Below are 23,231 nucleotides of genomic sequence, written 5' to 3'. Positions count from 1 at the left end.
AGCGAATGACTGAAGCCCTGAAAGAACTCGGTGCCCTGATTGAGCTGAAGCGCCCGGACTGCGTGCTTGGCTGGGATGTCAGCTTTGGTGAGTTGAACGTGGATGTCGCCCCGGCCAATATCGCCGGTCTGGTTGAATTCCTGCGTGCCGAACCACGGTGCAAGTTTTCTTCGCTGGTGGACGTGACGGCGGTGGACTACCCCGAGCGCGCCAAGCGGTTCGATGTCGTCTATCACTTCCTGTCGATGTACCAGAACCACCGGATCCGCCTGCGGGTGTCGATCCGCGAAGATGAGATGCTGCCTTCTATTGTGGATGTGCATCCCTCTGCCAACTGGTTTGAGCGCGAAGTCTTCGACATGTTCGGCATCCTGTTCACAGGTCACCCGGATTTGCGCCGGATCCTCACCGATTATGGCTTCCGCGGATATCCGCTGCGCAAGGATTTCCCCACCACCGGATACACCGAGGTGCGGTATGACGAAGCGCAGAAGCGCGTGGTCTATGAGCCGGTGAATCTGGTTCAGGAATATCGTCAGTTTGACTTTATGTCTCCCTGGGAGGGCGCAGAGTACATCCTCCCCGGTGATGAGAAGGAGGGGGCGAAGTGATGGACGGCTCCAAAATGGATGATGCCCTGACGGGCGAACAGAAGATCCGGAACTTCAACATCAACTTTGGCCCGCAGCACCCTGCGGCGCACGGCGTTTTGCGTCTGGTGCTGGAGCTCGACGGCGAGATCGTCGAGCGCTGTGACCCGCATATCGGCCTGCTGCACCGCGGCACCGAAAAGCTGATGGAAAGCCGGACCTATCTGCAGAACCTGCCGTATTTTGACCGGCTGGATTATGTGGCGCCGATGAACCAGGAACACGCCTGGTGTCTGGCCATCGAAAAGCTGACAGGCACAGAGGTGCCGCGCCGTGCCTCGCTGATCCGGGTGCTGTATTCTGAAATCGGCCGCATTCTGAACCACCTGCTGAACATCACCACGCAGGCGATGGACGTTGGCGCGCTGACGCCGCCGCTCTGGGGGTTCGAAGAGCGCGAAAAGCTGATGATCTTCTACGAGCGTGCCTGTGGTGCGCGCTTGCACGCAGCCTATTTCCGCCCCGGTGGGGTGCACCAGGATCTGCCAGATGCGCTGATCGATGACATCGAAGCCTGGAGCCACACGTTTCCGGCCGTGATGGATGACATCGACGGTCTGCTGACGGAAAACCGCATCTTCAAACAGCGCAACGCCGATATTGGCGTCGTCACCGAAGAGGACATCCTGAAATACGGCTTCTCCGGTGTGATGGTGCGCGGTTCCGGCCTGGCCTGGGATCTGCGTCGTTCGCAGCCGTATGAATGCTACGACGAGTTCGAGTTCCAGATCCCAGTGGGCAAGAACGGTGATTGCTACGACCGCTATCTGGTCCGCATGGAAGAGATGCGCCAGTCGCTGTCGATCATCCGTCAGGCGATCAGCAAACTGCGCGAAACGCCCGGCGACATTCTTGCACGTGGCAAGCTGACACCGCCCAAGCGTGGCGACATGAAACGGTCGATGGAAAGCCTGATCCACCACTTCAAACTCTACACCGAAGGGTTCCATGTGCCCGCAGGCGAGGTTTACGCCGCGGTCGAAGCCCCGAAGGGCGAGTTCGGCGTCTACCTTGTGGCGGATGGCACCAACAAACCGTATCGCGCCAAATTGCGCGCGCCGGGGTATCTGCATCTGCAGGCAATGGATTACGTGGCCAAGGGTCACCAACTGGCTGATGTGGCGGCCATTATCGGCACCATGGATGTCGTATTTGGGGAGATCGACCGCTAATGCTTCGTCGTCTGCATTCCGAACAACCTGACAGTTTTGCCTTCACGGCGGACAACCAGACCTGGGCCGAGGCGCAGCTGACAAAGTTCCCTGATGGCCGTCAGGCCAGTGCGATCATTCCGCTGTTGTGGCGCGCCCAGGAACAAGAAGGCTGGCTGAGCAAGCCTGCGATTGAATATGTCGCGGACATGCTGGGGATGGCCTATATCCGCGCGCTGGAAGTGGCGTCCTTTTATTTCATGTTCCAGCTGCAGCCGACCGGGTCTGTTGCACATGTTCAGATCTGCGGCACCACGTCTTGCATGATCTGCGGTGCCGAAGATCTGGTTGCTGTCTGTCAGGAAAAGATCGCCAACAAGCCCTTCACCCTGTCTGCAGATGGCAAGTTCACCTGGGAAGAGGTGGAGTGTCTGGGCGCGTGCACCAATGCGCCGATGGCGCAGATCGGCAAAGACTACTACGAGGATCTGACAGCGGAAGGTTTCGCCAAACTGCTTGATGATCTGGCCGCCGGGCAGGTGCCCCTGCCGGGCCCACAAAACGGTCGTTACGCGGCAGAGCCCCGTACTGGTCTGACATCGCTCACCGACTATGAAAGCGGCAAGACGCAGTATAATGCCTCAGTGCAACTGGCGGCGGATATCGGCGATACGGTCAAGCGGATTGATGGTGGCGAAGTGCCGATCCTGACGCCTTGGGTTGCCGCTGATGGCAGCGTCGCGGGTCGTTCCGCCTCCGAGCAGCCGCCTGCCGCGCCCAAAGAACCTGTGACAGCCGCCAAACAAGCCGCTGCTGCCAAGGCCGCAGCACCGAAAGCACCGGCCGCCAAAGCACCAGCCGCCAAGGCGGATGTGGCCGATGCGGGCGAAGAAAAAGCCCCCGAAGTGCTCACTGCCTCGCGCGAGGGCGGTGCCGATGATCTGAAACTGTTGAAAGGCGTTGGTCCCAAATTGGAAAGCATGCTCAATGAGCTGGGCTTCTTCCACTTTGACCAGATCGCTGCCTGGAGCGAGGCAGAGATCGCCTGGGTTGACAACCGTTTGAAGTTCAAAGGCCGCATTCAGCGCGATGGCTGGATCGAGCAGGCCGGAAAGCTGGCGGCGGGTGAGGTCACCGAGTTTGCCAAGACGGCAAAGGCCGACGGCCGGTATAACGACGACTGAACGGCTGATCCCGCAGGGGATCGGTTGTGGATAGGAACATATGAGCGACGACCACAATAGAGCACTGGCGCAAAAGGGACGGCATATCGCCGTGGTGATTGCCGCAACCACCATCGGGTGGTTGGCGATGTCCCTGTTCGTCGGGCCCGCGCTTGGCCTGGCGGGACGCTATGCGCTTTTGTTCGACTTTGCCGCGCTTGGCGGTTTTGTCTACGCCGTGGTCAATATTTTTCAACTCTGGCGCATGCGCCAGGACAGTCAAAGGTAGGCACAAATGCTGAAGGACCAGGACCGGATCTTTACCAACCTTTACGGGATGCATGAGCGTACCCTGGCAGGTGCCAAGAAAAGGGGCCATTGGGATGGCACCGCGGGTCTTATTCAAAACGGTCGCGACTGGATCATCCAGACCATGAAGGATTCCGGGCTTCGGGGCCGTGGTGGTGCGGGTTTTCCCACCGGGCTGAAATGGTCGTTTATGCCCAAGGAAAGCGACGGGCGCCCATCTTATCTGGTGATCAACGCCGACGAATCCGAGCCCGGCACCTGCAAAGACCGCGAAATCATGCGCCACGATCCGCATACGCTGATCGAAGGGGCGTTGATTGCGTCTTTCGCGATGCAGGCGCACACCTGCTATATCTATCTGCGTGGCGAATACATCCGCGAGCGCGAAGCGCTGCAGGCGGCCATCGACGAAGCCTATGATTCAGGCCTGTTGGGTCGCAACGCTGCAGGCTCTGGCTGGGATTTTGATGTGTTCCTGCACCACGGTGCGGGTGCCTATATCTGTGGCGAGGAAACCGCCCTGATCGAGAGCCTTGAGGGCAAAAAAGGCATGCCGCGGATGAAGCCACCGTTCCCGGCGGGGGCCGGTCTTTATGGCTGCCCGACCACTGTGAACAACGTGGAATCCATTGCGGTTGTGCCGACCATCCTGCGCCGGGGCGCGGATTGGTTTGCCTCCTTTGGCCGTCAGAACAACGCAGGCACCAAGCTGTTTGCGATCTCCGGCCATGTGAATGCGCCTTGTGTCGTCGAAGAGGCGATGTCCATCAGTTTCGAAGAGCTGATCGAAAAGCACTGCGGCGGCATCCGCGGGGGCTGGGACAATCTGCTGGCTGTTATCCCCGGTGGATCGTCCGTGCCATGTGTGCGCGGTGAGAACATGAAAGACGCCATCATGGACTTCGACTACCTGCGGGGTGAGCTGGGCTCCGGCCTTGGCACCGCGGCGGTCATCGTGATGGACAAGCAGACCGATATCATCAAAGCGATCTGGCGGCTGTCGAAGTTCTACAAACACGAAAGCTGTGGCCAATGTACGCCCTGCCGCGAAGGCACCGGTTGGATGATGCGGGTGATGGAGCGCTTGGTGCGTGGCGAGGCCGAGCTGGAAGAGATCGATATGTTGTGGGATGTGACCAAACAGGTCGAAGGCCACACCATTTGTGCCCTGGGCGATGCGGCTGCCTGGCCGATCCAGGGTCTGATCCGCAACTTCAGAGAAGAGATCGAAGATCGCATCAAAGCGCAGAAAACAGGGCGTATGGGTGCGATGGCGGCTGAATGACAGTGAGAGTGTAAGACAGTTATGACCGTACGGATAAACAAAACCTTGGCAGCGCTCAGCGTTGGCATCCTGGCTCTGGCCGGATGCGGCGACCTGACCAGCAACCGACCGATTTATGCTGGTGTGCCGTTCAAGGCGAAGGCCAAAGCTGTCGACAAGAAAGACAGTCTTGCGCCGTTTACCGTCACGGTGAATGACGCCACACGATCGCTGGAGGGCGCACGCCTTGCAGCGCATCACGAAGGCACCCGGTATTGCGTGCAGGCCTATGGATCCTCGCAGATCACCTGGGCTGTAAATCCGCTTGATGCAGATGCAGCGGTGCCGCTGGTCGGTGCTGATGCGCTATATGAAGGGGTTTGCACTCCGTGAGCCAAACACTGGCATATCCTGTTGCAACGGCCTGCTCAGCCCGGGCGATGTTATTGACTAACATCGTTCCATCGCTGTGCTTTGCAGGACCACAAGCAACAAAAGGATGCGCTATGGTGCTGGCTGCTATCAAACCCCTGGTCGCCGCGATTGCGGCTGCGGTGCTGTTTCAACCCGGTGCTGCGGCTGCGAAACCTTCGCTGCGCGATGTGCCTGAAATTGAAAACCCTTTGTTTGCTGTCGCCGTGGCAAAAGAGGTCGCAGACCACTGTGATCGCTTGTCTGCGCGATTGTTCAAAGGGTTGGGTGAATTGCGCCGTCTGCGGGCGCGGGCCAATGACCTTGGCTACAGTGATACCGAAATCCGGGCCTACATCAGCTCGGACGCGGAAAAGAAACGGATGCGGGCCAAAGGCGAGCGCTTTCTGGCGCAAAATGGCGTGTCCTACGAGAAAACAGAAACATTCTGCACGTTTGGTCGCGCAGAAATCGAGAAAAACAGCGCGATCGGCGTTTTATTGAGGGCGAAATAGACCATGTCTGACCTCCGCAAGATCAATATTGACGGAACCGAGATCGAGGTGGATGGGGCGATGACCCTGATCCAGGCTTGTGAAGAGGCTGGGGTGGAAATCCCGCGTTTCTGCTACCACGAGCGCCTGTCCATCGCGGGCAACTGTCGCATGTGTCTTGTTGAAGTGGTGGGGGGCCCGCCGAAACCGGCAGCCTCCTGCGCGATGCAGGTGCGCGATCTGCGGCCGGGACCCGAGGGGCAGGCACCACAGGTGAAAACCAATTCACCCATGGTCAAGAAAGCCCGCGAAGGGGTGATGGAGTTCCTGCTCATCAACCACCCGCTGGATTGTCCGATCTGCGACCAAGGCGGCGAATGCGATCTTCAGGATCAGGCGATGGCATATGGCGTGGATTTCTCCCGCTTCCGCGAAGCCAAACGCGCCGTCGATGATCTGGACCTTGGTCCTTTGGTCGGCACCGCCATGACCCGCTGTATTTCCTGCACACGTTGCGTGCGCTTCACCACCGAGGTGGCGGGCATCACCCAGATGGGCCAGACCGGTCGAGGTGAAGATTCCGAAATCACCTCTTATCTGAACGAGACGCTGGATTCGAACCTGCAGGGCAACATAATTGACCTGTGCCCGGTGGGTGCTCTGACGTCGAAACCCTACGCGTTTACCGCGCGCCCTTGGGAGCTGGCGAAGACGGAAACCATTGATGTGATGGATGCGCTTGGTTCCAACATCCGGGTGGACACCAAAGGGCGTGAAGTGATGCGGATGCTGCCTCGCAACCACGACGGGGTGAATGAGGAATGGATCTCTGACAAGACCCGCTTTGTCTGGGACGGACTGCGCCGCCAGCGTCTGGACCGCCCCTATGTGCGTGTCGACGGACGGCTGCGTCCGGCAACCTGGCCCGAAGCCCTGGAAGCGGCGGCCACGGCCATGCGCGGCAAGAAGATCGCTGGCCTGATCGGTGATCTGGCCCCGGTCGAAGCGGCTTATGCGCTGAAACAGTTGGTTCAGGGTTTGGGTGGCGAGGTCGAAGCCCGCACTGACAATGCCCGCCTGCCGATCGGCAATCGCGCCGGTTACGTTGGTACCGCCGCCATCGAAGATATTGATACGGCACGTGAAATCATTCTGGTTGGCACAAACCCGCGCGATGAGGCACCGGTGCTGAATGCACGCATCCGCAAGGCCTGGCTGCGGGGCGCCAACGTCAAGCTGGTGGGGCAGCCTGTTGATCTCACTTTTGACTACGAACATCTCGGCACTGATCGTGCGGCGCTGTCTGGTCTTAGCGCCGCCGAGGGCACGCTGGTGATCGTGGGTCAGGGCGCGCTGCGCGAGGCCGATGGGCTTGCGGTGCTGGCCAAGGCACAATCGCTGGGCGCGCTGTTGGTTCTGCACACCGCAGCCTCCCGTGTTGGCGCGATGGACATTGGCGCTGTGACCGAGGGTGGCCTGCCTGCGGCCATTGATGGTGCGGATGTGATTTACAACCTTGGTGCGGATGAAGTCGACATCGATCCGGGCGTGTTTGTGATCTATCAGGGCTCTCACGGTGATCGCGGCGCGCACCGCGCGGACATCATCCTGCCGGGTGCTGCCTATACCGAAGAGCACGGGCTGTTCGTCAACACCGAAGGACGGCCACAGCTTGCAATGCGCGCGAGCTTTGCACCGGGTGAGGCGAAAGAGAACTGGGCAATCCTGCGGGCCTTGTCCGCAGAGCTGGACGCCAAACTGCCCTATGACTCGCTGGCGCAGCTGCGCAGCGCGCTGGTCGCAGAGGTGCCGCATCTGGCCCGCATCGATGAGGTAGCCGACAACACCGATGAGGCATTGCCCGCCGAACCCCTTGGCAAGGCTGACTTCTTGCTGGCGGTGAAAGACTTCTATCTGACCAACCCGATTGCGCGGGCGTCCCAGCTGATGGCGGAACTCTCCGCCGGTGCGAAGGCGCGCAATGCAGAGCAGATTGCGGCCGAGTGATCCGCGCCGCCCTCATATTGCCCTGGCTGGTTGCAGCCTGTGCCGAAGCGCCCTCCCGCGCGGAAGCGGCCTTTGCGCCCGAGTATCGCGGCGTGAAGACCGATCTTCTGGAGGGGGATCTGGTACAATTCCATGTCACCATGGTCGGCGCACGGTCGAGTGAGGATCTGGACAAATACGCGGCCTGTGCCGCAGCACAATACGCGCTGATCCGTGGTTACGGGTTTGCGCGTCATGTGCGCACAACAATGAAACAAACAGGTGGAGAGCAAATGGCAGATGCCGTTTACACAATCTCCCCAGCGCTCCCGAGCGGATTGCGCACCATCGACGCCGAAGTCGTGGTGGCGGACTGCGCGGAAAACGGAATACCCACGGTGTGAGGACCTATGGCTGACTTCTTTAACACCCCAGGCGGCATCGCCGTTTTGATATTGGCACAGGTCCTTGCGGTCGTGGCCTTTGTCATGGTTTCGCTTCTGTTCCTCGTTTACGGGGACCGGAAAATCTGGGCGGCGGTGCAAATGCGACGCGGCCCCAATGTGGTGGGGGCGTTTGGTCTGTTGCAGACTGTCGCTGACGCGCTGAAATATGTGGTGAAAGAGGTGGTGATCCCCGCTGGGGCGGATCGCGCCGTGTTCATTCTGGCGCCGCTCACCTCTTTCGTGTTGGCGATGATTGCCTGGGCGGTGATCCCGCTGAATGACGGCTGGGTCCTGTCTGACCTGAACGTCGCCATCCTCTACGTGTTTGCGGTCTCCTCCCTCGAGGTCTACGGCGTCATCATGGGCGGTTGGGCGTCGAACTCCAAATACCCGTTCCTTGGCTCGCTGCGGTCCGCGGCGCAGATGATCTCTTATGAGGTTTCTATCGGTCTGATCATCATTGGCGTCATCCTGTCCACGGGCTCCATGAACTTCGGTGACATCGTGCGTGCGCAGGACGGGGATCTGGGCCTGTTGAACTGGTACTGGCTGCCGCATTTCCCGATGGTGTTCTTGTTCTTCATCTCGGCCCTTGCGGAAACCAACCGCCCGCCGTTCGATCTGCCCGAAGCGGAATCCGAACTGGTTGCGGGCTATCAGGTGGAATACTCGGCGACTCCGTTTCTGTTGTTCATGGCCGGTGAATATATCGCGATCTTCTTGATGTGTGCGCTGATGTCGCTCTTGTTCTTCGGCGGCTGGCTGTCCCCGATCCCGGGCTTGCCTGATGGCGTGCTGTGGATGATCGGCAAGATGGCGTTCTTCTTCTTCCTGTTTGCGATGGTGAAGGCGATCACGCCGCGCTACCGCTACGACCAGCTGATGCGCCTGGGGTGGAAAGTCTTCCTGCCATTCTCCTTGGTCTGGGTCGTTTTCGTTGCCTTTGCGGCCAAGTTCGACTGGTTCTGGGGCATCTATGCCCGCTGGGCCATGGGAGGGTGAGCGGTGTTTGACACAACGATGGCAAATTCGGTCACGCAGAACTCCGTGACCACGAACAAACAACACGGTTTGCAGGCCCAGAACATGCGCGCCGCAAACCAAATGCGAGTAGGAGGCTGACCGATGGCCAATATCGACTACACACGCGCCGCCAAATACTTCCTGCTGCAGGATTTCTGGGTTGGTTTCAAACTGGGGCTGAAATACTTCTTCGCCCCGAAAGCCACGGTGAACTACCCGCACGAGAAAGGCCCTCTGTCGCCGCGTTTCCGTGGTGAGCATGCGCTGCGCCGCTACCCGAACGGCGAAGAGCGCTGCATTGCCTGCAAACTGTGCGAAGCGGTTTGTCCGGCGCAGGCGATCACCATCGACGCGGAACCGCGCGAGGATGGCAGCCGCCGCACCACGCGGTATGACATCGACATGACCAAATGCATCTACTGCGGCTTCTGCCAGGAAGCCTGCCCGGTGGATGCCATCGTCGAAGGTCCGAATTTCGAATTCGCCACCGAGACCCGCGAAGAGCTGTTTTACGACAAGGACAAACTGCTTTCGAACGGGGAGCGCTGGGAGGCGGAAATCGCGCGCAATCTGGAATTGGATGCACCTTACCGATGACAGACGCGAAGACCCCATTTGAAACCATGATGGCGCAGGCCCAGGAGATGGCCAAAGCGCTCAACCCTGCGTTGGAGAGCTTCGTGCCCTCCGGTGCCTTCAAGGAGTTTGAGACGCTGTGGCCCAAAATGCCGAAAGACGTGATGGAAATCATGTTCGGCAACGCGGTGAACGCGGACGGGCTGGATGCCAAAACGCGGCTGTTGCTGACGCTGGCGGGGCTGACCATGCAGGGTGCGCAAGCGGACACTGCGATCCGTCAAACCGTGCGCCACGCCTTAGAAGCGGGTGCCAAGAAACAAGAGATTGTTGAAACAATCGGGCAGATGTCGGTCTTTGCCGGCATCCCGGCCATGACCCGGGGGCTGGAATTGGCCCGCGAGGTCCTGGACGCCAAAGGGGACGATGTCACATGACTGTTTTTGCCTTTTACCTTTTTGCGCTGAGCGCGATTGCCGGCGGGTTGCTGACCGTGATCAGCCGTCAGCCCGTGCATTCGGTGCTGTGGCTGATTTTGGCCTTCATTTCTTCGGCAGGGTTGTTCGTTCTGCTCGGCGCTGAATTTGTCGCCATGCTGTTGGTGATTGTCTATGTGGGCGCGGTTGCGGTCCTGTTCCTCTTCGTTGTGATGATGCTGGACGTGGATTTTGCCGAGCTGAAGGCCGAGATGGCGCGCTATATGCCGCTCGCGCTGCTGATCGGGGTGGTGATCCTGATGCAGTTCGTGATGGCCTATGGCGCCTGGGAAAGCGCGCCTGCGGCGGCCGACCAGCTGGCACAGCCCATTCCAGATGATCGCCACAATTCAGAGGCGCTTGGCCTCATCATTTATGATCAATATTTCCTTCTGTTCCAACTGTCTGGTCTGATCCTGCTGGTTGCGATGATCGGCGCGATCGTGCTGACACTGCGCCATCGTCAGGACGTCAAGCGCCAGGACGTGGTCGCGCAGATGATGCGCGATCCAGCAGCTGCGATGGAGCTGAAGGATGTGAAACCGGGGCAGGGGCTTTGACGCGATGATCACCATTGAACATTATCTGACCGTCGCGGCGACCTTGTTCGTGATCGGCATCTTCGGTCTCTTCCTGAACCGTAAGAACATCATCATCCTGCTGATGAGCATCGAATTGATGCTCTTGGCGGTGAATATCAATCTGGTGGCCTTCTCCTCCTTCCTCGGCGATCTGGTCGGTCAGGTGTTTACCCTGTTTGTCCTGACGGTGGCCGCAGCCGAAGCAGCGATTGGCCTGGCGATTTTGGTCTGCTTCTTCCGCAACCGGGGCACCATTGCCGTCGAAGACGTCAACGTGATGAAGGGCTAAAGCACTATGGAAACCATCCTTCTCTTTGCCCCCTTGGTCGGGGCCATCCTGTGCGGCTTTGGCTGGAAGTTCATCGGCGAAACAGCCGCCACGGTGACCGCCACAGCGTTGTTGTTTTTCGCAGCCTTCCTGTCCTGGATCGTCTTCCTGACATTTGATGGCACCACCGAGACCATCAACATCCTGCGCTGGATCGAAAGCGGCTCGTTGTCGACCTATTGGGGGATCCGTCTGGACCGTCTGACCGCGATCATGCTGATCGTGATCACCACGGTGTCGGCGCTGGTTCACCTCTACTCGTTTGGCTACATGGCGCATGATCCGCAGTGGAAAGACGGCGAAAGCTACAAGCCTCGCTTCTTTGCCTATCTGTCGTTCTTCACCTTCGCGATGTTGATGCTGGTGACCTCCGACAACCTGGTGCAAATGTTCTTTGGCTGGGAAGGTGTGGGCGTTGCCTCCTACCTGCTGATTGGATTTTACTATCGCAAGCCGACGGCCAATGCCGCCGCGATGAAGGCGTTTATCGTCAACCGCGTGGGCGACTTTGGCTTTGCGCTGGGGATCTTTGGCCTGTTCCTGCTGACGGATAGCATCAACTTCAGCGACATTTTCGCAGCCACCCCTGAAATTGCCGAGACCCAGATTTCGTTCCTGTGGACGGAATGGAACGCTGCCAATCTGATTGCCGTGTTGCTGTTCGTGGGCGCGATGGGCAAATCGGCGCAGTTGATCCTGCACACCTGGCTGCCGGACGCGATGGAAGGGCCGACACCTGTGTCCGCGCTGATCCACGCCGCGACCATGGTGACCGCCGGTGTATTCCTGGTGTGCCGCATGTCGCCGCTGATGGAATTTGCAGACGAAGCGATGGCCTTTGTCACGGTTCTGGGTGCAACGACCGCATTCTTCGCGGCCACTGTTGGTCTGGTGCAGACTGACATCAAGCGCGTGATCGCGTACTCCACCTGTTCGCAGCTGGGGTATATGTTCGTGGCGGCCGGTGTTGGCATGTATTCCGCGGCGATGTTCCACCTGTTCACGCATGCGTTCTTCAAGGCGATGTTGTTCTTGGGTGCGGGCTCCGTGATCCACGCGATGCATCACGAGCAGGACATGACCAACTATGGCGGTCTGCGTAAAAAGATCCCTTATACCTTCTGGGCGATGATGATCGGGACCCTCGCCATCACCGGTGTTGGTATTCCGTTGACAGGTTGGATCGGCTTTGCAGGCTTTGTGTCCAAAGATGCGGTCATCGAAAGCGCTTATGCCGGTGGGTCGATGTATGGCTTCTGGATGTTGGTGATCGCGGCTGCGATGACATCCTTCTATTCCTGGCGTCTGATCTTCCTCACCTTCTATGGCTCGCCGCGTGGTGACAAACACACCCACGAGCACGCGCATGAAAGCCCCTTGGTCATGCTGATCCCGCTCGGTGTGCTGGCGCTTGGTGCGGTGTTCTCCGGTGCGATCTGGTACAAGAGCTTCTTTGGCTACACTGACACGGTCGGCAAATTCTATGGCATTCCCTATGCCGAGGCCGCTGCTGACAGCGCCGACCAGGCGGATCTGAGCCATTCAGACGATGCCGTGGCCAAAGGCAGCAAAGGTGCCAAAGAGGGCGCGCCGCATTATGTCTTCACCGGGCAGCCGGGAGAGGGTGCTTTGTATATCGCGCCGGACAATACCGTGCTCGACGATGCGCACGATGCCCCCAAATGGGTCAAGCTCTCGCCGTTTGCTGCGATGCTGGTCGGCCTGATTGGCGCGCTGTGGTTCTATATCTGGAACCCCTCGCTGCCAGCGCGGATGGCAAAAACGCACGAACCGCTGTACCTGTTCCTCAAGAACAAATGGTATTTCGACGAGCTGTATAACTTTGTCTTTGTCAAACCGAGCCTGGCCATCGGTCGGTTCTTCTGGAAACGCGGTGATGGCAGTGTCATCGACGGCGCCTTGAACGGTCTGGCAATGGGCATTATCCCCTTCTTCACGCGCCTCGCAGGGCGTGCCCAATCGGGTTATATCTTTACCTACGCCTTCTGGATGGTGCTGGGTATCGCGGCGCTGGTCACATGGATGTCGATCGGCGGAGGAGCGCACTGATGGACAATCTTCTTTCTATTGTCACCTTCATCCCGGCGCTTGCCGCGGCGATCTTGGCCCTGTTCCTGCGCGGAGACGACGAGGCTGCGCAGCGCAACGCCAAATACGTCAGCCTGTTTGCGACCACGATCACCTTCCTGGTCAGCCTTGGCATTTACCTGGAGTTCGACCCGAACAACACGGGCTTCCAGTTTGTGGAAGAGGCGGAGTGGATCTTTGGCCTGAAATACAAACTGGGCGTTGATGGGATTTCGGTCCTGTTTGTCATGCTGACCACCTTCGTCATGCCGCTGACCATTCTGGCCAGCTGGGATGTGAAAACGCGGGTGAAGGAATACATGATCGCGTTCCTGCTGCTGGAAACTCTGATGCTGGGCGTCTTTATGGCGCTGGATCTGGTGCTGTTCTACCTGTTCTTCGAAGCCGGTCTGATCCCCATGTTCCTGATCATCGGCATCTGGGGCGGCGCCAACCGGATCTACGCATCGTTCAAGTTCTTCCTCTACACCTTCCTTGGCTCGGTTCTGATGTTGGTTGCGATGATCGCCATGATCGCCGACGCCGGCACCAGCGATATCGAAGCGCTGCTGACGCATACATTTGCATCGGGCGCATTTGATCTGATGGGGCTGCATGTGGTTGGCGGAATGCAGACGCTCCTGTTCCTGGCGTTCTTTGCATCCTTTGCGGTGAAAATGCCGATGTGGCCGGTGCACACCTGGCTTCCGGACGCCCACGTTCAGGCGCCGACAGCGGGGTCTGTTGTGCTGGCGGCAATCCTCTTGAAGATGGGGGGCTATGGCTTCCTGCGCTTCTCCCTGCCGATGTTCCCGGTGGGTGCAGAGGTCATGGCCGATCTGGTGCTGTGGATGTCTGCCATCGCGATTGTCTACACCTCGCTGGTGGCGATCGTGCAGGACGACATGAAAAAGCTCATCGCCTATTCATCGGTCGCCCACATGGGGTTCGTGACCATGGGTATTTTTGCCGCAAACCAGCAGGGCATTGACGGTGCGATCTTCCAGATGCTGAGCCACGGCTTCATCTCGGCTGCGCTGTTCCTGTGTGTGGGGGTCGTTTACGACCGGATGCACACGCGCGACATCGATGCCTACGGTGGTCTGGTGATCCGCATGCCTGCCTATGCTTTGGTCTTTATGTTCTTCACCATGGGCAACGTTGGCCTGCCGGGCACATCTGGGTTTGTGGGTGAATTCTTGACCCTGATGGGCGCGTTCCAGAAAAACACCTGGGTTGCGGCTGTGGCGGCGACGGGTGTGATCTTCTCGGCCGGTTATGCGCTGTGGCTCTATCGCCGGGTGGTGTTTGGCGACCTGATCAAGGGCAGCCTGAAAACCATTCAGGACATGACCGGACGTGAGCGGTTCATCTTTGCGCCGCTGGTTGCCATGACCATCCTGCTCGGCATCTACCCGTCGCTGGTGACCGATGTGATCGGCCCGTCGACCGAGGCGCTGATCGCAAACTACAATCAATCTCTGGCCGCTGCGGATCTCACCTCAGCGACCCAGGTCGCATCTCAATAAGGGGGAAGGGGCGATGATCCCAGCTGATCTCACCGTTATCCTGCCAGAGATTGTTCTGGCGCTCTCTTCGATGGCGGCTCTTTTGGTCGCTGTCTACACCCGCAAGGATCTGCTCGCTCCGGCGCTGGTTTGGGGGATGGCCGCTCTGATGCTGATCCTGGCCATCTGGATCGGCACCAGCGGAGGCGCAAGCCGTCAGGCGTTCAATGGCATGTTCATTGACGACGGGTTCGCCCGGTTTGCCAAAGTGGCCATTCTTCTGTCTGCTGCCGCCGTGCTGGTGATGGGCCAGGAATACATGCAGCGGCGCAATATGCTGCGGTTTGAATATCCCATTCTCGTCGCGCTGAGTGCGGTTGGCATGATGGTGATGGTGTCCGCGGGCAACCTGATGTCGCTGTACATGGGGTTGGAGCTGCAGTCGCTTGCACTGTATGTGGTGGCCTCGCTGCGTCGCGACAGTCTGAAGTCGACCGAAGCGGGTCTGAAGTATTTTGTGCTCGGCGCGCTCAGCTCTGGTCTGCTGCTGTATGGCGCGTCTCTGGTCTACGGCTTTGCGGGCACCACGGATTTTGCAGGTATCTATGCGGTGGCGCAGCACGGCGAGGTGTCGCTGGGTCTGCTGTTCGGTCTGGTGTTTGTGATCTCCGGTCTGGCGTTCAAAATCTCCGCCGTGCCGTTCCACATGTGGACACCCGATGTCTATGAAGGCGCGCCCACACCGGTGACAGCGTTCTTTGCCTCCGCACCCAAAGTGGCGGCCATGGGTCTGTTCGCGCGCGTCATGCATGATGCATTCGGTGCTGCGGTTCAGGATTGGAGCCAGATTGTCGCCCTGCTGTCGCTGTTGTCGATGTTCTTTGGTGCCATCGCAGCAATCGGTCAGCGCGACATCAAGCGCCTGATGGCTTATTCCTCCATCGCGCATATGGGTTATGCGCTGATGGGGCTGGCCGCCGGCACCGCTTATGGCGTGCAGGCACTGCTGGTTTATATGGCGATCTACGTGTCGATGAATATCGGGACCTTTGCCTTTATCTTGATGCTGGAAAAAGACGGCAAACCGGTCACCGATATCAGCGCGCTGAACCTCTATGCGCGGCGCGAACCGGGCAAGGCGGCTGCGATGCTGATCTTGCTGTTCTCGCTGGCAGGTGTGCCGCCGATGCTGGGGTTCTTTGGCAAGATCTATGTGCTGACCGCAGCCTATGAGGCTGGGTTGGTCTGGCTGGTCGTCTCTGGTGTGATCGCGGCTGTGATCGGTGCATTCTACTATTTGCGCATCGTTTACTACATCTACTTCGGCGAAGAGGGCGAGGAGCTGGACAGCAATCGCTCGCCGGTGCTGTGGGGCTTCCTGATGGCTTCCGCTGCGGTGATGTTGCTGGGGATCATCAATATGTTCGGCCTCGAAGGTGCTGCGGCTGCGGCTGCGGCCACTCTGGTCAACTGATCGTTGATCGCATAAACAACAGATTGGAGGCCTGGTCCGCTGGACCGGGCCTTTTTGCCTTGAAGGGATGAAGCAATGACGGATTGGCCAGAGGGTTACGGGCGCACCATCCTGGAGGAGGTGGACAGCACGCTGGACGAGGCCGCCCGCCGGGCGCCAACCCTCAGCGGGCCGGAGTGGATCCTGGCGAAACGTCAGACCAAGGGGCGGGGGCGGCGTGGTCGCGCCTGGAAAGAGCCCAAGGGCAATTTCGCAGCAACGCTCGTGATGCACCCCAAAGGGCCGCCAGAAGATGCCGCGCTGCGCAGTTTTGTGGCCGCCCTTGCCGTGCACGAGGCCTGCACCGCGCTGTGTGGTGAACTGAGCGGTCTGGACGTCAAATGGCCCAACGACGTGCTGCTGAATGGTGGCAAGCTGGCCGGCATCCTGCTGGAAAGCGCAGGCAGCAATGGTGGCGTCAGCCATCTGTCTGTCGGGATTGGTGTCAATCTTGTTGAAACGCCGATGAGGGAATGGCTGGAACCCGAAGCGGTCTGGCCGGTGTCGCTGTTGTCTGAGACCGGTATTCAGGTCACGCCAGAGCAGTTTCTGTCGGAAGTGGCCTTGGCCTTTGCGCGGTTGGAGCTGCAATTCACCACCTATGGGTTTGGTCCCATCCGCACCGCCTGGCTTGCCCGTGCTGCCCGTTTGGGCGAAGTGGTGACCGCGCGGACCATGACCTCCGAAACCGAGGGCACGTTTGAAACGGTGGACGAACGCGGCAATCTGGTGTTGGTAACGGCCAAGGGTCGCGTCAGCATTCCAGCGGCCGAAATCTTTTTCTAGGCGAGGGGGCAGCACATGCTTCTGGCGGTTGATTGCGGCAATACAAATACGGTGTTTTCGATCTGGGATGGCGATGGTTTCATCGGCACCTGGCGCACGGCGACAGACTGGCGGCGCACGGCTGACCAGTATTTTGTGTGGCTGGACACGCTGATGCGGCTGCAGGGGATCGACGCCAAGATCACCGATATGATCATTTCCTCCACCGTGCCCCGCGTGGTGTTCAATCTGCGGGTGCTGGGGGATCGCTACTACAACACACGGCCTTTTGTGGTGGGCAAAGCCGATTGTGCGCTGCCCGTTGCCGTTCGGGTTGATGAGGGCACCAATGTTGGACCAGATCGTCTGGTGAACACGGTGTCGGGCTTTGACAAATATGGTGGCAACCTCATTGTCGTGGATTTTGGCACTGCCACCACCTTCGATGTTGTTGCTGAGGATGGCGCCTATATCGGTGGCGTGATTGCACCGGGCGTGAATCTCAGCCTCGAAGCCTTGCACCAGGCGGCTGCCGCACTACCACATGTGGATATCACCAAGCCACAGTCCGTGATTGGCACCAATACGGTGGACTGCATGCAATCCGGTGTCTTCTGGGGCTATATCGGTCTGGTGCGCGAAATTTGCGCCCGCATCAAAGCAGAGCGGGGCGTTGACATGAAAGTCATATCTACAGGCGGGCTGGCGCCTTTGTTCCAGCAAGCAGCGGATTTGTTTGACGCATGGGAAGACGATCTCACCATGCATGGTCTGCAGATCATTCACAGGTACAATAAGGAAAACGGTCTCTAAGTATGAGCACTGAACGTTTGATCTACCTGCCCCTTGGTGGGGCTGGTGAAATTGGCATGAATGCCTACGTCTATGGCTATGGAAAGCCGGGCAAGGAACGCCTGATCCTGGTCGACCTTGGGGTGACTTTCCCCGACATGGACAGCACACCCGGTGTGGATCTGATCATGCCTGACATCAGCTGGCTGCGTGAACGCGCAGATCAGCTGGAGGGGATTTTCATCACCCACGCCCATGAGGATCACATTGGTGCGGTGGCGCATCTCTACCGCGATCTGAACACACCCATCTATGCACGGGCGTTCACCGCCAATCTGGCGCGTCGCAAAATGGACGAAGCCGGGCTTGATAGTGAACAGGTCCACACCGTGTCGCCCTGGCCGGAGACGACCGCTCTGGGGCCTTTCTCGGTTGCGGTTGCGCCAATCTCGCACTCCATCCCCGAAAGCGGGGGGCTGGTGATCGACACGCCTGCCGGACGCGTGGTCCACACCGGTGATTTCAAAACGGATCCGACCCCAATTGTCGGTGAGCCGTTTGACCCAGACATGTGGGCGGAAATCGCGAAGGATGGGGTGAAGGCGCTGGTGTGTGATTCCACCAATGTCTTTACCCTGCATCCCGGCCGCTCCGAGCAAGAGGTCGGCCCTGAAATCGCACGTCTCGTCGGCGAGGCCGAGGGGATGGTTGTGGCCACCACGTTTGCGTCGAATGTGGCGCGGGTCAAAACCCTGGCAGAGGCGGGTCACGCTGCGGGCCGGTCCGTCGTGCTGATGGGGCGTGCCATGTTGCGCATGATCGAGGCCGCGACGGAAACTGGCGTGCTATCCAGCTTTCCCAAAGTTGTCAGCCCCGAAGCCGCACAAGAGCTGCCCCGTGAGCATCTGATGTTGATCGTGACCGGCAGCCAGGGGGAGCGGCGGGCGGCCTCTGCGCAACTGGCGCGGGGCAAGTATCGCGGCATCGAGGTCAAAGAGGGCGATCTGTTCCTGTTTTCCTCAAAGACAATTCCCGGCAACGAACGCGGCGTCATCCAGATCATCAACCAGTTTTCGGAAAAAGGCGTTGATGTGGTGGATGACAGCTCTGGGCTCTACCACGTGTCGGGCCACGCCAACCGCCCCGATCTTGAGCGGATGCACGATATCATCAAACCGCAGATCCTTGTGCCGATGCACGGCGAACACCGCCATTTGCGCCAGCACGCACGGCTTGGCGAGGCGAAGGGCATTGCCAGCATCGTCGCGGTCAATGGCATGATGATCGATCTGACCGGCGATGTCGCGAAGGTGGCAGAGTATATTGATACCGGCCGGACCTATCTGGATGGTACTGTCAAATACGGCGCCTTCGACGGTGTGGTGCGTGACCGCATTCGCATGGCGCTGAATGGTCATGTGGTGGTGACGCTGATCCTTGATGAAGAGGATGAACCGCTGGGCGAGCCGTGGTGCGACATCAAGGGGCTTGCCGAAACGGGCAGTTCCAACGCCGCATTGGTTGAAGTGATGGAAGAGGATCTGAACCAGTTTGTGATGCGCGCGGATGCAAAGACCCTGCGCAATGATGACAAGCTGGAGGAAAACCTGCGCCGCATCGTGCGCCAGACCGCACAAGCGGAGATTGGCAAGAAACCAGAAGTGACCGTGGTGATCAGCCGTATGCGCTGATCCCACGATCCTCTGTCTCAAACAGCAAAAGACCCGCGGCATCCTGGATGCGGCGGGTCTTTTTATTGGTGATCACCGGCTATCGCCAATCCCCAAAGGTTGGGGCCTAGGCTGCCAATCACGGCAGCCTGCGCTGATCAGGCGTGGCGTGGGCGCGCAAACAGGCCAGCAATTTTGCCGGGCAGGGCGGCGACGGCACGCCCAATGAAGCGCAGTCCATCGGCCATGGCTTGTGCGCGCAGTTCATGCGCACGTTTTTCGATCTCACGGATGTCTGCGGCGGTTACTTGGGGGAAATCCAGGTTGTCCATATCGGGCCTCGTTTCGGTCGGATGTCGTTCTGTCTTGACCAAGAGATAGACCCGCAGGCGGGAGACGACATCTGCCAAAATGATCATTGCCGCCATGCTGCAGATGCAAAGGTCAGGTTTGAAAGGCCATGTCTGTATGTCCTGGGGTCATGGCGCTGCACCATTTGGCAGAGCGCTGCCGTTCCTTATCGTATCAGCCCAAATGCAAAAGGCCGTCCACTGGGACGGCCTTTTGTCAAATGATCTCGCGAGCCATTTCGCATGAGGTCGTATGAGGTCGCATGAAGTGCTCAGTCAGCTGGCGCGGCGCTCTGCAAAGCTCAGGGCGATGAAGCTGGGCAGGTGGTCGCCCATGCCAACGACGACACGGTCGTTGTTGCCGTTGCGGCCGCGGGAGTGACCGGATTTCTGATGCCCTTTCGAAGCCGATTTGCCAGGACCAGAGGCCGGTTTGCTGTCCCCGGCGTTAGCGGCCTCGCTCTTTGCGGTGTCGCTCTGTGCGGTGTCAACTGGGCGATCTTCGACGTTGGCCGCCTCGGTGACGGTTGCGTCCTCCTTGGCGGCGTCCTTGTTGCGGCCACCACGGCGGCTGCGGGTCTTGCGCTCTGTCGCTTCACCGTCCTTGGCGTCGTCCTTATCTTTCGATTTGGCTTCTGCCTTGGCCTTTTTGAAGGGATTTTCGATGCGCGGGATTTCCTGTTGCACCAGACGCTCGATGTCTTCGAGGTTTTTTTCGTCCTTTGGCACACAGATCATCATCGCGGTGCCATCGCGCCCGGCGCGGCCGGTGCGGCCGATGCGGTGGACATAGTCCTCGGCGTGGCCCGGAACGTCAAAGTTGAACACATGGCTGACGCTGGGCACATCCAGGCCGCGTGCTGCCACATCAGAGGCCACAAGAATCCGCAGGGTGCCTTCGCGGAACTCATCAAGCGTTTTCATCCGCTGCGCCTGATCAAGGTCACCATGAATGGCCGCGGCGTTGTAGCCGTATTTGCGCAGCGATTTTGCGCAGATGTCCACATCCGTCTTGCGGTTGCAGAAGATGATCGCGTTTGTGCATTTTTCGCCTTCCTGATCAATCAGGTGGCGCAGCAGCTTCCGCTTCTCGCTGCCTTCGCGATCCCGGCGTGAGGCTTTGAACAGCACCACACCCTGTGTGATGTTTTCCGAAGTCGTCGCCTGACGCGCGACTTCGACCCGCTCGGGGGCAGACAGGAAGGTGTTGGTGATCCGCTCAATCTCGGGGGCCATTGTGGCCGAGAAGAACAGGGTTTGGCGCGTGAATGGTGTCAGCCCGAAAATGCGTTCGATGTCCGGGATGAAGCCCATGTCGAGCATCCGGTCCGCTTCGTCGACGACCATGACCTTTACGTCCGACAGGATCAGCTTGCCGCGTTCAAAATGGTCCAACAGACGGCCGGGCGTGGCGATCAGCACGTCAACGCCCTTGTCGATTAGCGCGTCTTGTTCTTTGAACGATACACCGCCGATCAACAGTGCTTTGGTGAGTTTCAGGTGCTTGGTGTAAGCATCAAAATTTTCGGCCACCTGGGCGGCCAGTTCGCGGGTCGGGCAGAGCACCAGGCTGCGCGGCATCCGGGCGCGGGCGCGGCCACGGGCGAGCAGGGTGATCATCGGCAGCGTAAACGACGCCGTCTTGCCGGTGCCGGTTTGGGCGATTCCCAACACATCACGGCCTTCGAGGGCGGGCGGGATAGCGCCAGCCTGAATCGGTGTGGGGGATTCGTAACCCGCTTCCTCAACAGCTTTGAGGACTTTGGGGTTCAGGTTCAGATCTGAGAATTTTGTCATTTGCGTCCGTTTTTGCGGACTCTGACCTGGCCCGCCCGTGTATCACAATGTCTGGCCCGCATGGTCTTGCGTCCTGTCTGGCCGGATCTGCCGCGGGGGATAGCAAAAACTGTTGTCACCGTCAATTAATGGGCGGTTTTCTCGCTCTGTTGGCTCAAAAACCGACAAATACGAAACAGTTTAGTCAAATCCTGGGAAGTGTTTTCGTCGCTTGCGGTTCAAATCCAGTGATCGGTGCCGAATGAGACCCGCAGCCTGCAACCGGTCAAACACCTGCGAGTCGACGGCATGCAGCTCATCATAGAAGCTGCGCAGCCCATCGTCGCCGCTCTCCGCTATAATCTGGGTCAGCAGATCATGGGTGTTTATTGCGTCCCTTTTGCCAAGGACACTGGGCTTCAGCTCTGCCCGGTAGGAGCCGCGGCGCAGGCGGAAGCTGTGCAGCTTTTGCCAGCTGTCCCAACTCGGCGCGTGAAAGTGGCAGAGGTCCACGCCTGTCAGCTCGGGTGTGGTGGGGCAGACGATGCCGTTTTGAAACAGGTTGTGGATTCTAAATTCGATGTCGGGCAACCCCGTCCGCGCGATCACCTTGCCTGCGGTATGGCTGAGGAAACCACCCGCAAGGTGGTGCCCATAGCGGGGATAGATCTCGCGCGTTTTTCTGATGCGTTCCGGGCCACGCGGCACCATCGCTTTGAAGCAACCTGTGCGGTCTGGCAGGGCTTCGATTGGGCGCACGCGTGTGGCCATCTGCTCAGGTGGCAGCGCCGCCAGCATCTGCCCCAAGGGGAGGGGATCCGCGAGCCCATCTGACCCGACCGGTTGTGGACACAGAAACTCATCCACATCGATATGGGCAATCCAGTCGGTCTGGATACGACCGTAGGCATGGGTGGCGTTCAGTGTCTGCCGCACCTGATGTTTCTTCGGGCGGGCCGTCTTGCGGCGGGACCAGTGCTGATCATCACATGTCGTGACCCGAATTTTTGGATGGGCCTTCAGGTGTGGAAACACCTCGGGGTTCGGCTCATCCAGATAGAGATGCAGCCGATGGGCGCCCAGATCCAGATGATGCGCGGCAAAATCGAGAATGGCCTGCGCGGGGGCTTTGATCGTGCTCACCACGCCCCAGGTTGCCGCGTGGCTCATCGGTGCGAATGCTTCTTGTAGCGTTGGATGCGGCCAAAAATACTGCGTTGGTCCGCCATCACAAAGCGCAACAAATGTTGGCCAAGGGGTCGGAACACCTCATCGGTTTCGCTCATCCGCCACAACCGGGCCAGCATCTGTTTATCAAGATCCCCATGCGGCAGGTTATAGGGTTTTTGGCCAAAGCCCAGATCATCCAGTTTCTTGCCGCGCACCCGAGGGAACCCGTTGTCATTGGCCCGACCGCTGAGCCTGCGTTCGCTGTCATGCAGTTGCATCAGCTGAAACAGCATGTGCAGACCCTGACCGCCAAGCCGCTGTTCGATGGTGTCGCCGTGATCGGCGAATGTGGCGGCAGCCGAAACCAGCCAGCGGATCGGCAGTTGATCGGCAAGCGCATCGCCCTGTTCCTGCCATATGCGCAGGAACAGATGCCGGGCTTCGGGCGGCGGGGTGCGCCTGCGCAGGATCGCGATGACCAAGGCATGGAGCGCCCAGAGTTGCGGCTGGCCGGTAAATTCGTGCTGGAGCGCCTGCCACTTGTGGTCGATATGGCGCGGTGGCAGGGCGTCGGTGTCCGGGGAACGGTCGACATCTGCCACTGGCGCCCAAAGCGCGGCAAGGTTCACGGTCGATTTCGGCAGGGCTGAAAGCGGATCCAGAAAGGTCGCTTCCTTGCGCTCGAGATCGCGCATCAGTTTGAAGAACCCGCCTGGATAGGTTTCCTGTTCTAGATCCATG

At 59.2% G+C, this 23,231-nt stretch carries 24 protein-coding genes; 20 read left to right on the top strand and 4 right to left on the bottom strand.

Translation table 11 applies throughout. The features are described 5' to 3' along the window. Nucleotides 1-5 precede the first annotated feature (5 nt). From Q0C28_RS03110 to Q0C28_RS03015, 20 genes are all read left to right on the top strand, one after another. Complete coding sequence (locus Q0C28_RS03110) at nucleotides 6-611, top strand: NADH-quinone oxidoreductase subunit C (RefSeq protein WP_293573185.1); 606 nt, start codon at nucleotides 6-8, stop codon at nucleotides 609-611. Beyond that, nucleotides 611-1,822 (top strand): NADH-quinone oxidoreductase subunit D, encoded by a 1,212-nt coding sequence (locus Q0C28_RS03105; protein WP_293573184.1) that lies wholly within the window; start codon nucleotides 611-613, stop codon nucleotides 1,820-1,822. Before Q0C28_RS03110 ends, Q0C28_RS03105 begins: the two co-directional genes overlap by 1 nt. Then, the gene (locus tag Q0C28_RS03100; protein WP_293573183.1) at nucleotides 1,822-2,985 is read left to right on the top strand and encodes an NADH-quinone oxidoreductase subunit E; all 1,164 of its coding nucleotides are present in this window, start codon (nucleotides 1,822-1,824) and stop codon (nucleotides 2,983-2,985) included. The genes Q0C28_RS03105 and Q0C28_RS03100 overlap by 1 nt, the downstream gene beginning before the upstream one ends. 40 nt (nucleotides 2,986-3,025) lie before the next feature. Then, nucleotides 3,026-3,253 (top strand): DUF5337 domain-containing protein, encoded by a 228-nt coding sequence (locus tag Q0C28_RS03095; protein WP_293573182.1) that lies wholly within the window; start codon nucleotides 3,026-3,028, stop codon nucleotides 3,251-3,253. A gap of 6 nt (nucleotides 3,254-3,259) precedes the next feature. Continuing rightward, entirely contained in the window at nucleotides 3,260-4,558 is a 1,299-nt protein-coding gene (gene nuoF, locus Q0C28_RS03090) for an NADH-quinone oxidoreductase subunit NuoF (protein ID WP_293573181.1), read from the top strand. A 21-nt stretch (nucleotides 4,559-4,579) separates the two neighbouring features. Then, complete coding sequence (locus Q0C28_RS03085; RefSeq protein WP_293573180.1) at nucleotides 4,580-4,930, top strand: hypothetical protein; 351 nt, start codon at nucleotides 4,580-4,582, stop codon at nucleotides 4,928-4,930. Between the two features lie 113 nt (nucleotides 4,931-5,043). Next, nucleotides 5,044-5,463, top strand: coding sequence for a DUF5333 domain-containing protein (locus Q0C28_RS03080; protein WP_293573179.1), 420 nt, complete (start codon nucleotides 5,044-5,046; stop codon nucleotides 5,461-5,463). Nucleotides 5,464-5,466: 3 nt separating this feature from the next. After that, nucleotides 5,467-7,449 (top strand): NADH-quinone oxidoreductase subunit NuoG, encoded by a 1,983-nt coding sequence (gene nuoG / locus Q0C28_RS03075; protein WP_293573178.1) that lies wholly within the window; start codon nucleotides 5,467-5,469, stop codon nucleotides 7,447-7,449. Beyond that, nucleotides 7,446-7,832 (top strand): hypothetical protein, encoded by a 387-nt coding sequence (locus Q0C28_RS03070; protein WP_293573177.1) that lies wholly within the window; start codon nucleotides 7,446-7,448, stop codon nucleotides 7,830-7,832. The genes nuoG and Q0C28_RS03070 overlap by 4 nt, the downstream gene beginning before the upstream one ends. 6 nt (nucleotides 7,833-7,838) lie before the next feature. After that, the gene (nuoH, locus tag Q0C28_RS03065) at nucleotides 7,839-8,876 is read left to right on the top strand and encodes an NADH-quinone oxidoreductase subunit NuoH (protein WP_293573176.1); all 1,038 of its coding nucleotides are present in this window, start codon (nucleotides 7,839-7,841) and stop codon (nucleotides 8,874-8,876) included. 123 nt (nucleotides 8,877-8,999) lie between these two features. Continuing rightward, complete coding sequence (gene nuoI / locus Q0C28_RS03060; protein WP_293573175.1) at nucleotides 9,000-9,494, top strand: NADH-quinone oxidoreductase subunit NuoI; 495 nt, start codon at nucleotides 9,000-9,002, stop codon at nucleotides 9,492-9,494. Then, entirely contained in the window at nucleotides 9,491-9,910 is a 420-nt protein-coding gene (locus Q0C28_RS03055) for a carboxymuconolactone decarboxylase family protein (RefSeq protein WP_293573174.1), read from the top strand. The genes nuoI and Q0C28_RS03055 overlap by 4 nt, the downstream gene beginning before the upstream one ends. Then, nucleotides 9,907-10,509 carry an NADH-quinone oxidoreductase subunit J gene (locus tag Q0C28_RS03050; protein ID WP_293573173.1) on the top strand — a complete coding sequence of 201 codons (603 nt, stop codon included), beginning with the start codon at nucleotides 9,907-9,909 and terminating at the stop codon, nucleotides 10,507-10,509. Before Q0C28_RS03055 ends, Q0C28_RS03050 begins: the two co-directional genes overlap by 4 nt. A 4-nt stretch (nucleotides 10,510-10,513) precedes the next feature. Further along, nucleotides 10,514-10,819 carry an NADH-quinone oxidoreductase subunit NuoK gene (gene nuoK / locus Q0C28_RS03045; RefSeq protein ID WP_008560402.1) on the top strand — a complete coding sequence of 102 codons (306 nt, stop codon included), beginning with the start codon at nucleotides 10,514-10,516 and terminating at the stop codon, nucleotides 10,817-10,819. Nucleotides 10,820-10,825: 6 nt separating this feature from the next. Beyond that, nucleotides 10,826-12,928 carry an NADH-quinone oxidoreductase subunit L gene (gene nuoL, locus Q0C28_RS03040; protein ID WP_293573172.1) on the top strand — a complete coding sequence of 701 codons (2,103 nt, stop codon included), beginning with the start codon at nucleotides 10,826-10,828 and terminating at the stop codon, nucleotides 12,926-12,928. Next, nucleotides 12,928-14,475, top strand: coding sequence for an NADH-quinone oxidoreductase subunit M (locus Q0C28_RS03035; RefSeq protein ID WP_293573171.1), 1,548 nt, complete (start codon nucleotides 12,928-12,930; stop codon nucleotides 14,473-14,475). Before nuoL ends, Q0C28_RS03035 begins: the two co-directional genes overlap by 1 nt. A gap of 13 nt (nucleotides 14,476-14,488) precedes the next feature. Continuing rightward, nucleotides 14,489-15,928 (top strand): NADH-quinone oxidoreductase subunit NuoN, encoded by a 1,440-nt coding sequence (nuoN, locus tag Q0C28_RS03030; protein ID WP_293573170.1) that lies wholly within the window; start codon nucleotides 14,489-14,491, stop codon nucleotides 15,926-15,928. Nucleotides 15,929-16,003: 75 nt separating this feature from the next. Then, nucleotides 16,004-16,753 carry a biotin--[acetyl-CoA-carboxylase] ligase gene (locus Q0C28_RS03025; RefSeq protein WP_293573169.1) on the top strand — a complete coding sequence of 250 codons (750 nt, stop codon included), beginning with the start codon at nucleotides 16,004-16,006 and terminating at the stop codon, nucleotides 16,751-16,753. A gap of 15 nt (nucleotides 16,754-16,768) precedes the next feature. After that, a complete protein-coding gene (locus Q0C28_RS03020) occupies nucleotides 16,769-17,545 on the top strand; it encodes a type III pantothenate kinase (protein WP_293573168.1) in 777 nt (258 codons plus the stop codon). A 2-nt stretch (nucleotides 17,546-17,547) separates the two neighbouring features. Then, nucleotides 17,548-19,215, top strand: a complete 1,668-nt coding sequence (locus Q0C28_RS03015; RefSeq protein WP_293573167.1) for a ribonuclease J — start codon at nucleotides 17,548-17,550, stop codon at nucleotides 19,213-19,215. A 137-nt stretch (nucleotides 19,216-19,352) separates the two neighbouring features. On the opposite strand, the gene Q0C28_RS03010 is transcribed toward Q0C28_RS03015, so the two are convergent. The 4 genes from Q0C28_RS03010 to Q0C28_RS02995 form a co-directional block, all read right to left on the bottom strand. After that, complete coding sequence (locus tag Q0C28_RS03010; RefSeq protein WP_293573166.1) at nucleotides 19,353-19,613, bottom strand: RSP_7527 family protein; 261 nt, start codon at nucleotides 19,611-19,613, stop codon at nucleotides 19,353-19,355. Between the two features lie 207 nt (nucleotides 19,614-19,820). Further along, entirely contained in the window at nucleotides 19,821-21,341 is a 1,521-nt protein-coding gene (locus Q0C28_RS03005; RefSeq protein ID WP_293573165.1) for a DEAD/DEAH box helicase, read from the bottom strand. Between the two features lie 180 nt (nucleotides 21,342-21,521). Continuing rightward, nucleotides 21,522-22,490: a glycosyltransferase family 2 protein gene (locus Q0C28_RS03000; RefSeq protein ID WP_293573164.1), complete on the bottom strand. Its 969-nt coding sequence runs from the start codon at nucleotides 22,488-22,490 to the stop codon at nucleotides 21,522-21,524. Then, nucleotides 22,487-23,230 carry a hypothetical protein gene (locus tag Q0C28_RS02995; protein ID WP_293573163.1) on the bottom strand — a complete coding sequence of 248 codons (744 nt, stop codon included), beginning with the start codon at nucleotides 23,228-23,230 and terminating at the stop codon, nucleotides 22,487-22,489. Before Q0C28_RS02995 ends, Q0C28_RS03000 begins: the two co-directional genes overlap by 4 nt. Between the last annotated feature and the right edge of the window lies 1 nt (nucleotide 23,231).

It is taken from the genome of Phaeobacter sp. (assembly GCF_022825805.1).
GTDB lineage: Bacteria > Pseudomonadota > Alphaproteobacteria > Rhodobacterales > Rhodobacteraceae > Phaeobacter.
This window is presented reverse-complemented; position numbering and strand designations above follow the sequence as displayed.

Coding starts and splice junctions, on each gene's coding strand:
- Q0C28_RS03105 (WP_293573184.1), top strand. CDS start 611: ATGGACGGCTCCAAAATGGATGATGCCCTGACGGGCGAACAGAAGATC.
- nuoI (WP_293573175.1), top strand. CDS start 9,000: ATGGCCAATATCGACTACACACGCGCCGCCAAATACTTCCTGCTGCAG.
- Q0C28_RS03000 (WP_293573164.1), bottom strand. CDS start 22,490: ATGAGCCACGCGGCAACCTGGGGCGTGGTGAGCACGATCAAAGCCCCC.
- Q0C28_RS03005 (WP_293573165.1), bottom strand. CDS start 21,341: ATGACAAAATTCTCAGATCTGAACCTGAACCCCAAAGTCCTCAAAGCT.
- Q0C28_RS03080 (WP_293573179.1), top strand. CDS start 5,044: ATGGTGCTGGCTGCTATCAAACCCCTGGTCGCCGCGATTGCGGCTGCG.
- nuoF (WP_293573181.1), top strand. CDS start 3,260: ATGCTGAAGGACCAGGACCGGATCTTTACCAACCTTTACGGGATGCAT.
- Q0C28_RS03020 (WP_293573168.1), top strand. CDS start 16,769: ATGCTTCTGGCGGTTGATTGCGGCAATACAAATACGGTGTTTTCGATC.
- Q0C28_RS03035 (WP_293573171.1), top strand. CDS start 12,928: ATGGACAATCTTCTTTCTATTGTCACCTTCATCCCGGCGCTTGCCGCG.
- Q0C28_RS03085 (WP_293573180.1), top strand. CDS start 4,580: ATGACCGTACGGATAAACAAAACCTTGGCAGCGCTCAGCGTTGGCATC.
- Q0C28_RS03015 (WP_293573167.1), top strand. CDS start 17,548: ATGAGCACTGAACGTTTGATCTACCTGCCCCTTGGTGGGGCTGGTGAA.
- Q0C28_RS03055 (WP_293573174.1), top strand. CDS start 9,491: ATGACAGACGCGAAGACCCCATTTGAAACCATGATGGCGCAGGCCCAG.
- Q0C28_RS03110 (WP_293573185.1), top strand. CDS start 6: ATGACTGAAGCCCTGAAAGAACTCGGTGCCCTGATTGAGCTGAAGCGC.
- Q0C28_RS03100 (WP_293573183.1), top strand. CDS start 1,822: ATGCTTCGTCGTCTGCATTCCGAACAACCTGACAGTTTTGCCTTCACG.
- nuoK (WP_008560402.1), top strand. CDS start 10,514: ATGATCACCATTGAACATTATCTGACCGTCGCGGCGACCTTGTTCGTG.
- Q0C28_RS03010 (WP_293573166.1), bottom strand. CDS start 19,613: ATGATCATTTTGGCAGATGTCGTCTCCCGCCTGCGGGTCTATCTCTTG.
- Q0C28_RS03095 (WP_293573182.1), top strand. CDS start 3,026: ATGAGCGACGACCACAATAGAGCACTGGCGCAAAAGGGACGGCATATC.
- Q0C28_RS03025 (WP_293573169.1), top strand. CDS start 16,004: ATGACGGATTGGCCAGAGGGTTACGGGCGCACCATCCTGGAGGAGGTG.
- nuoL (WP_293573172.1), top strand. CDS start 10,826: ATGGAAACCATCCTTCTCTTTGCCCCCTTGGTCGGGGCCATCCTGTGC.
- Q0C28_RS02995 (WP_293573163.1), bottom strand. CDS start 23,230: ATGGATCTAGAACAGGAAACCTATCCAGGCGGGTTCTTCAAACTGATG.
- nuoN (WP_293573170.1), top strand. CDS start 14,489: ATGATCCCAGCTGATCTCACCGTTATCCTGCCAGAGATTGTTCTGGCG.
- nuoG (WP_293573178.1), top strand. CDS start 5,467: ATGTCTGACCTCCGCAAGATCAATATTGACGGAACCGAGATCGAGGTG.
- Q0C28_RS03050 (WP_293573173.1), top strand. CDS start 9,907: ATGACTGTTTTTGCCTTTTACCTTTTTGCGCTGAGCGCGATTGCCGGC.
- nuoH (WP_293573176.1), top strand. CDS start 7,839: ATGGCTGACTTCTTTAACACCCCAGGCGGCATCGCCGTTTTGATATTG.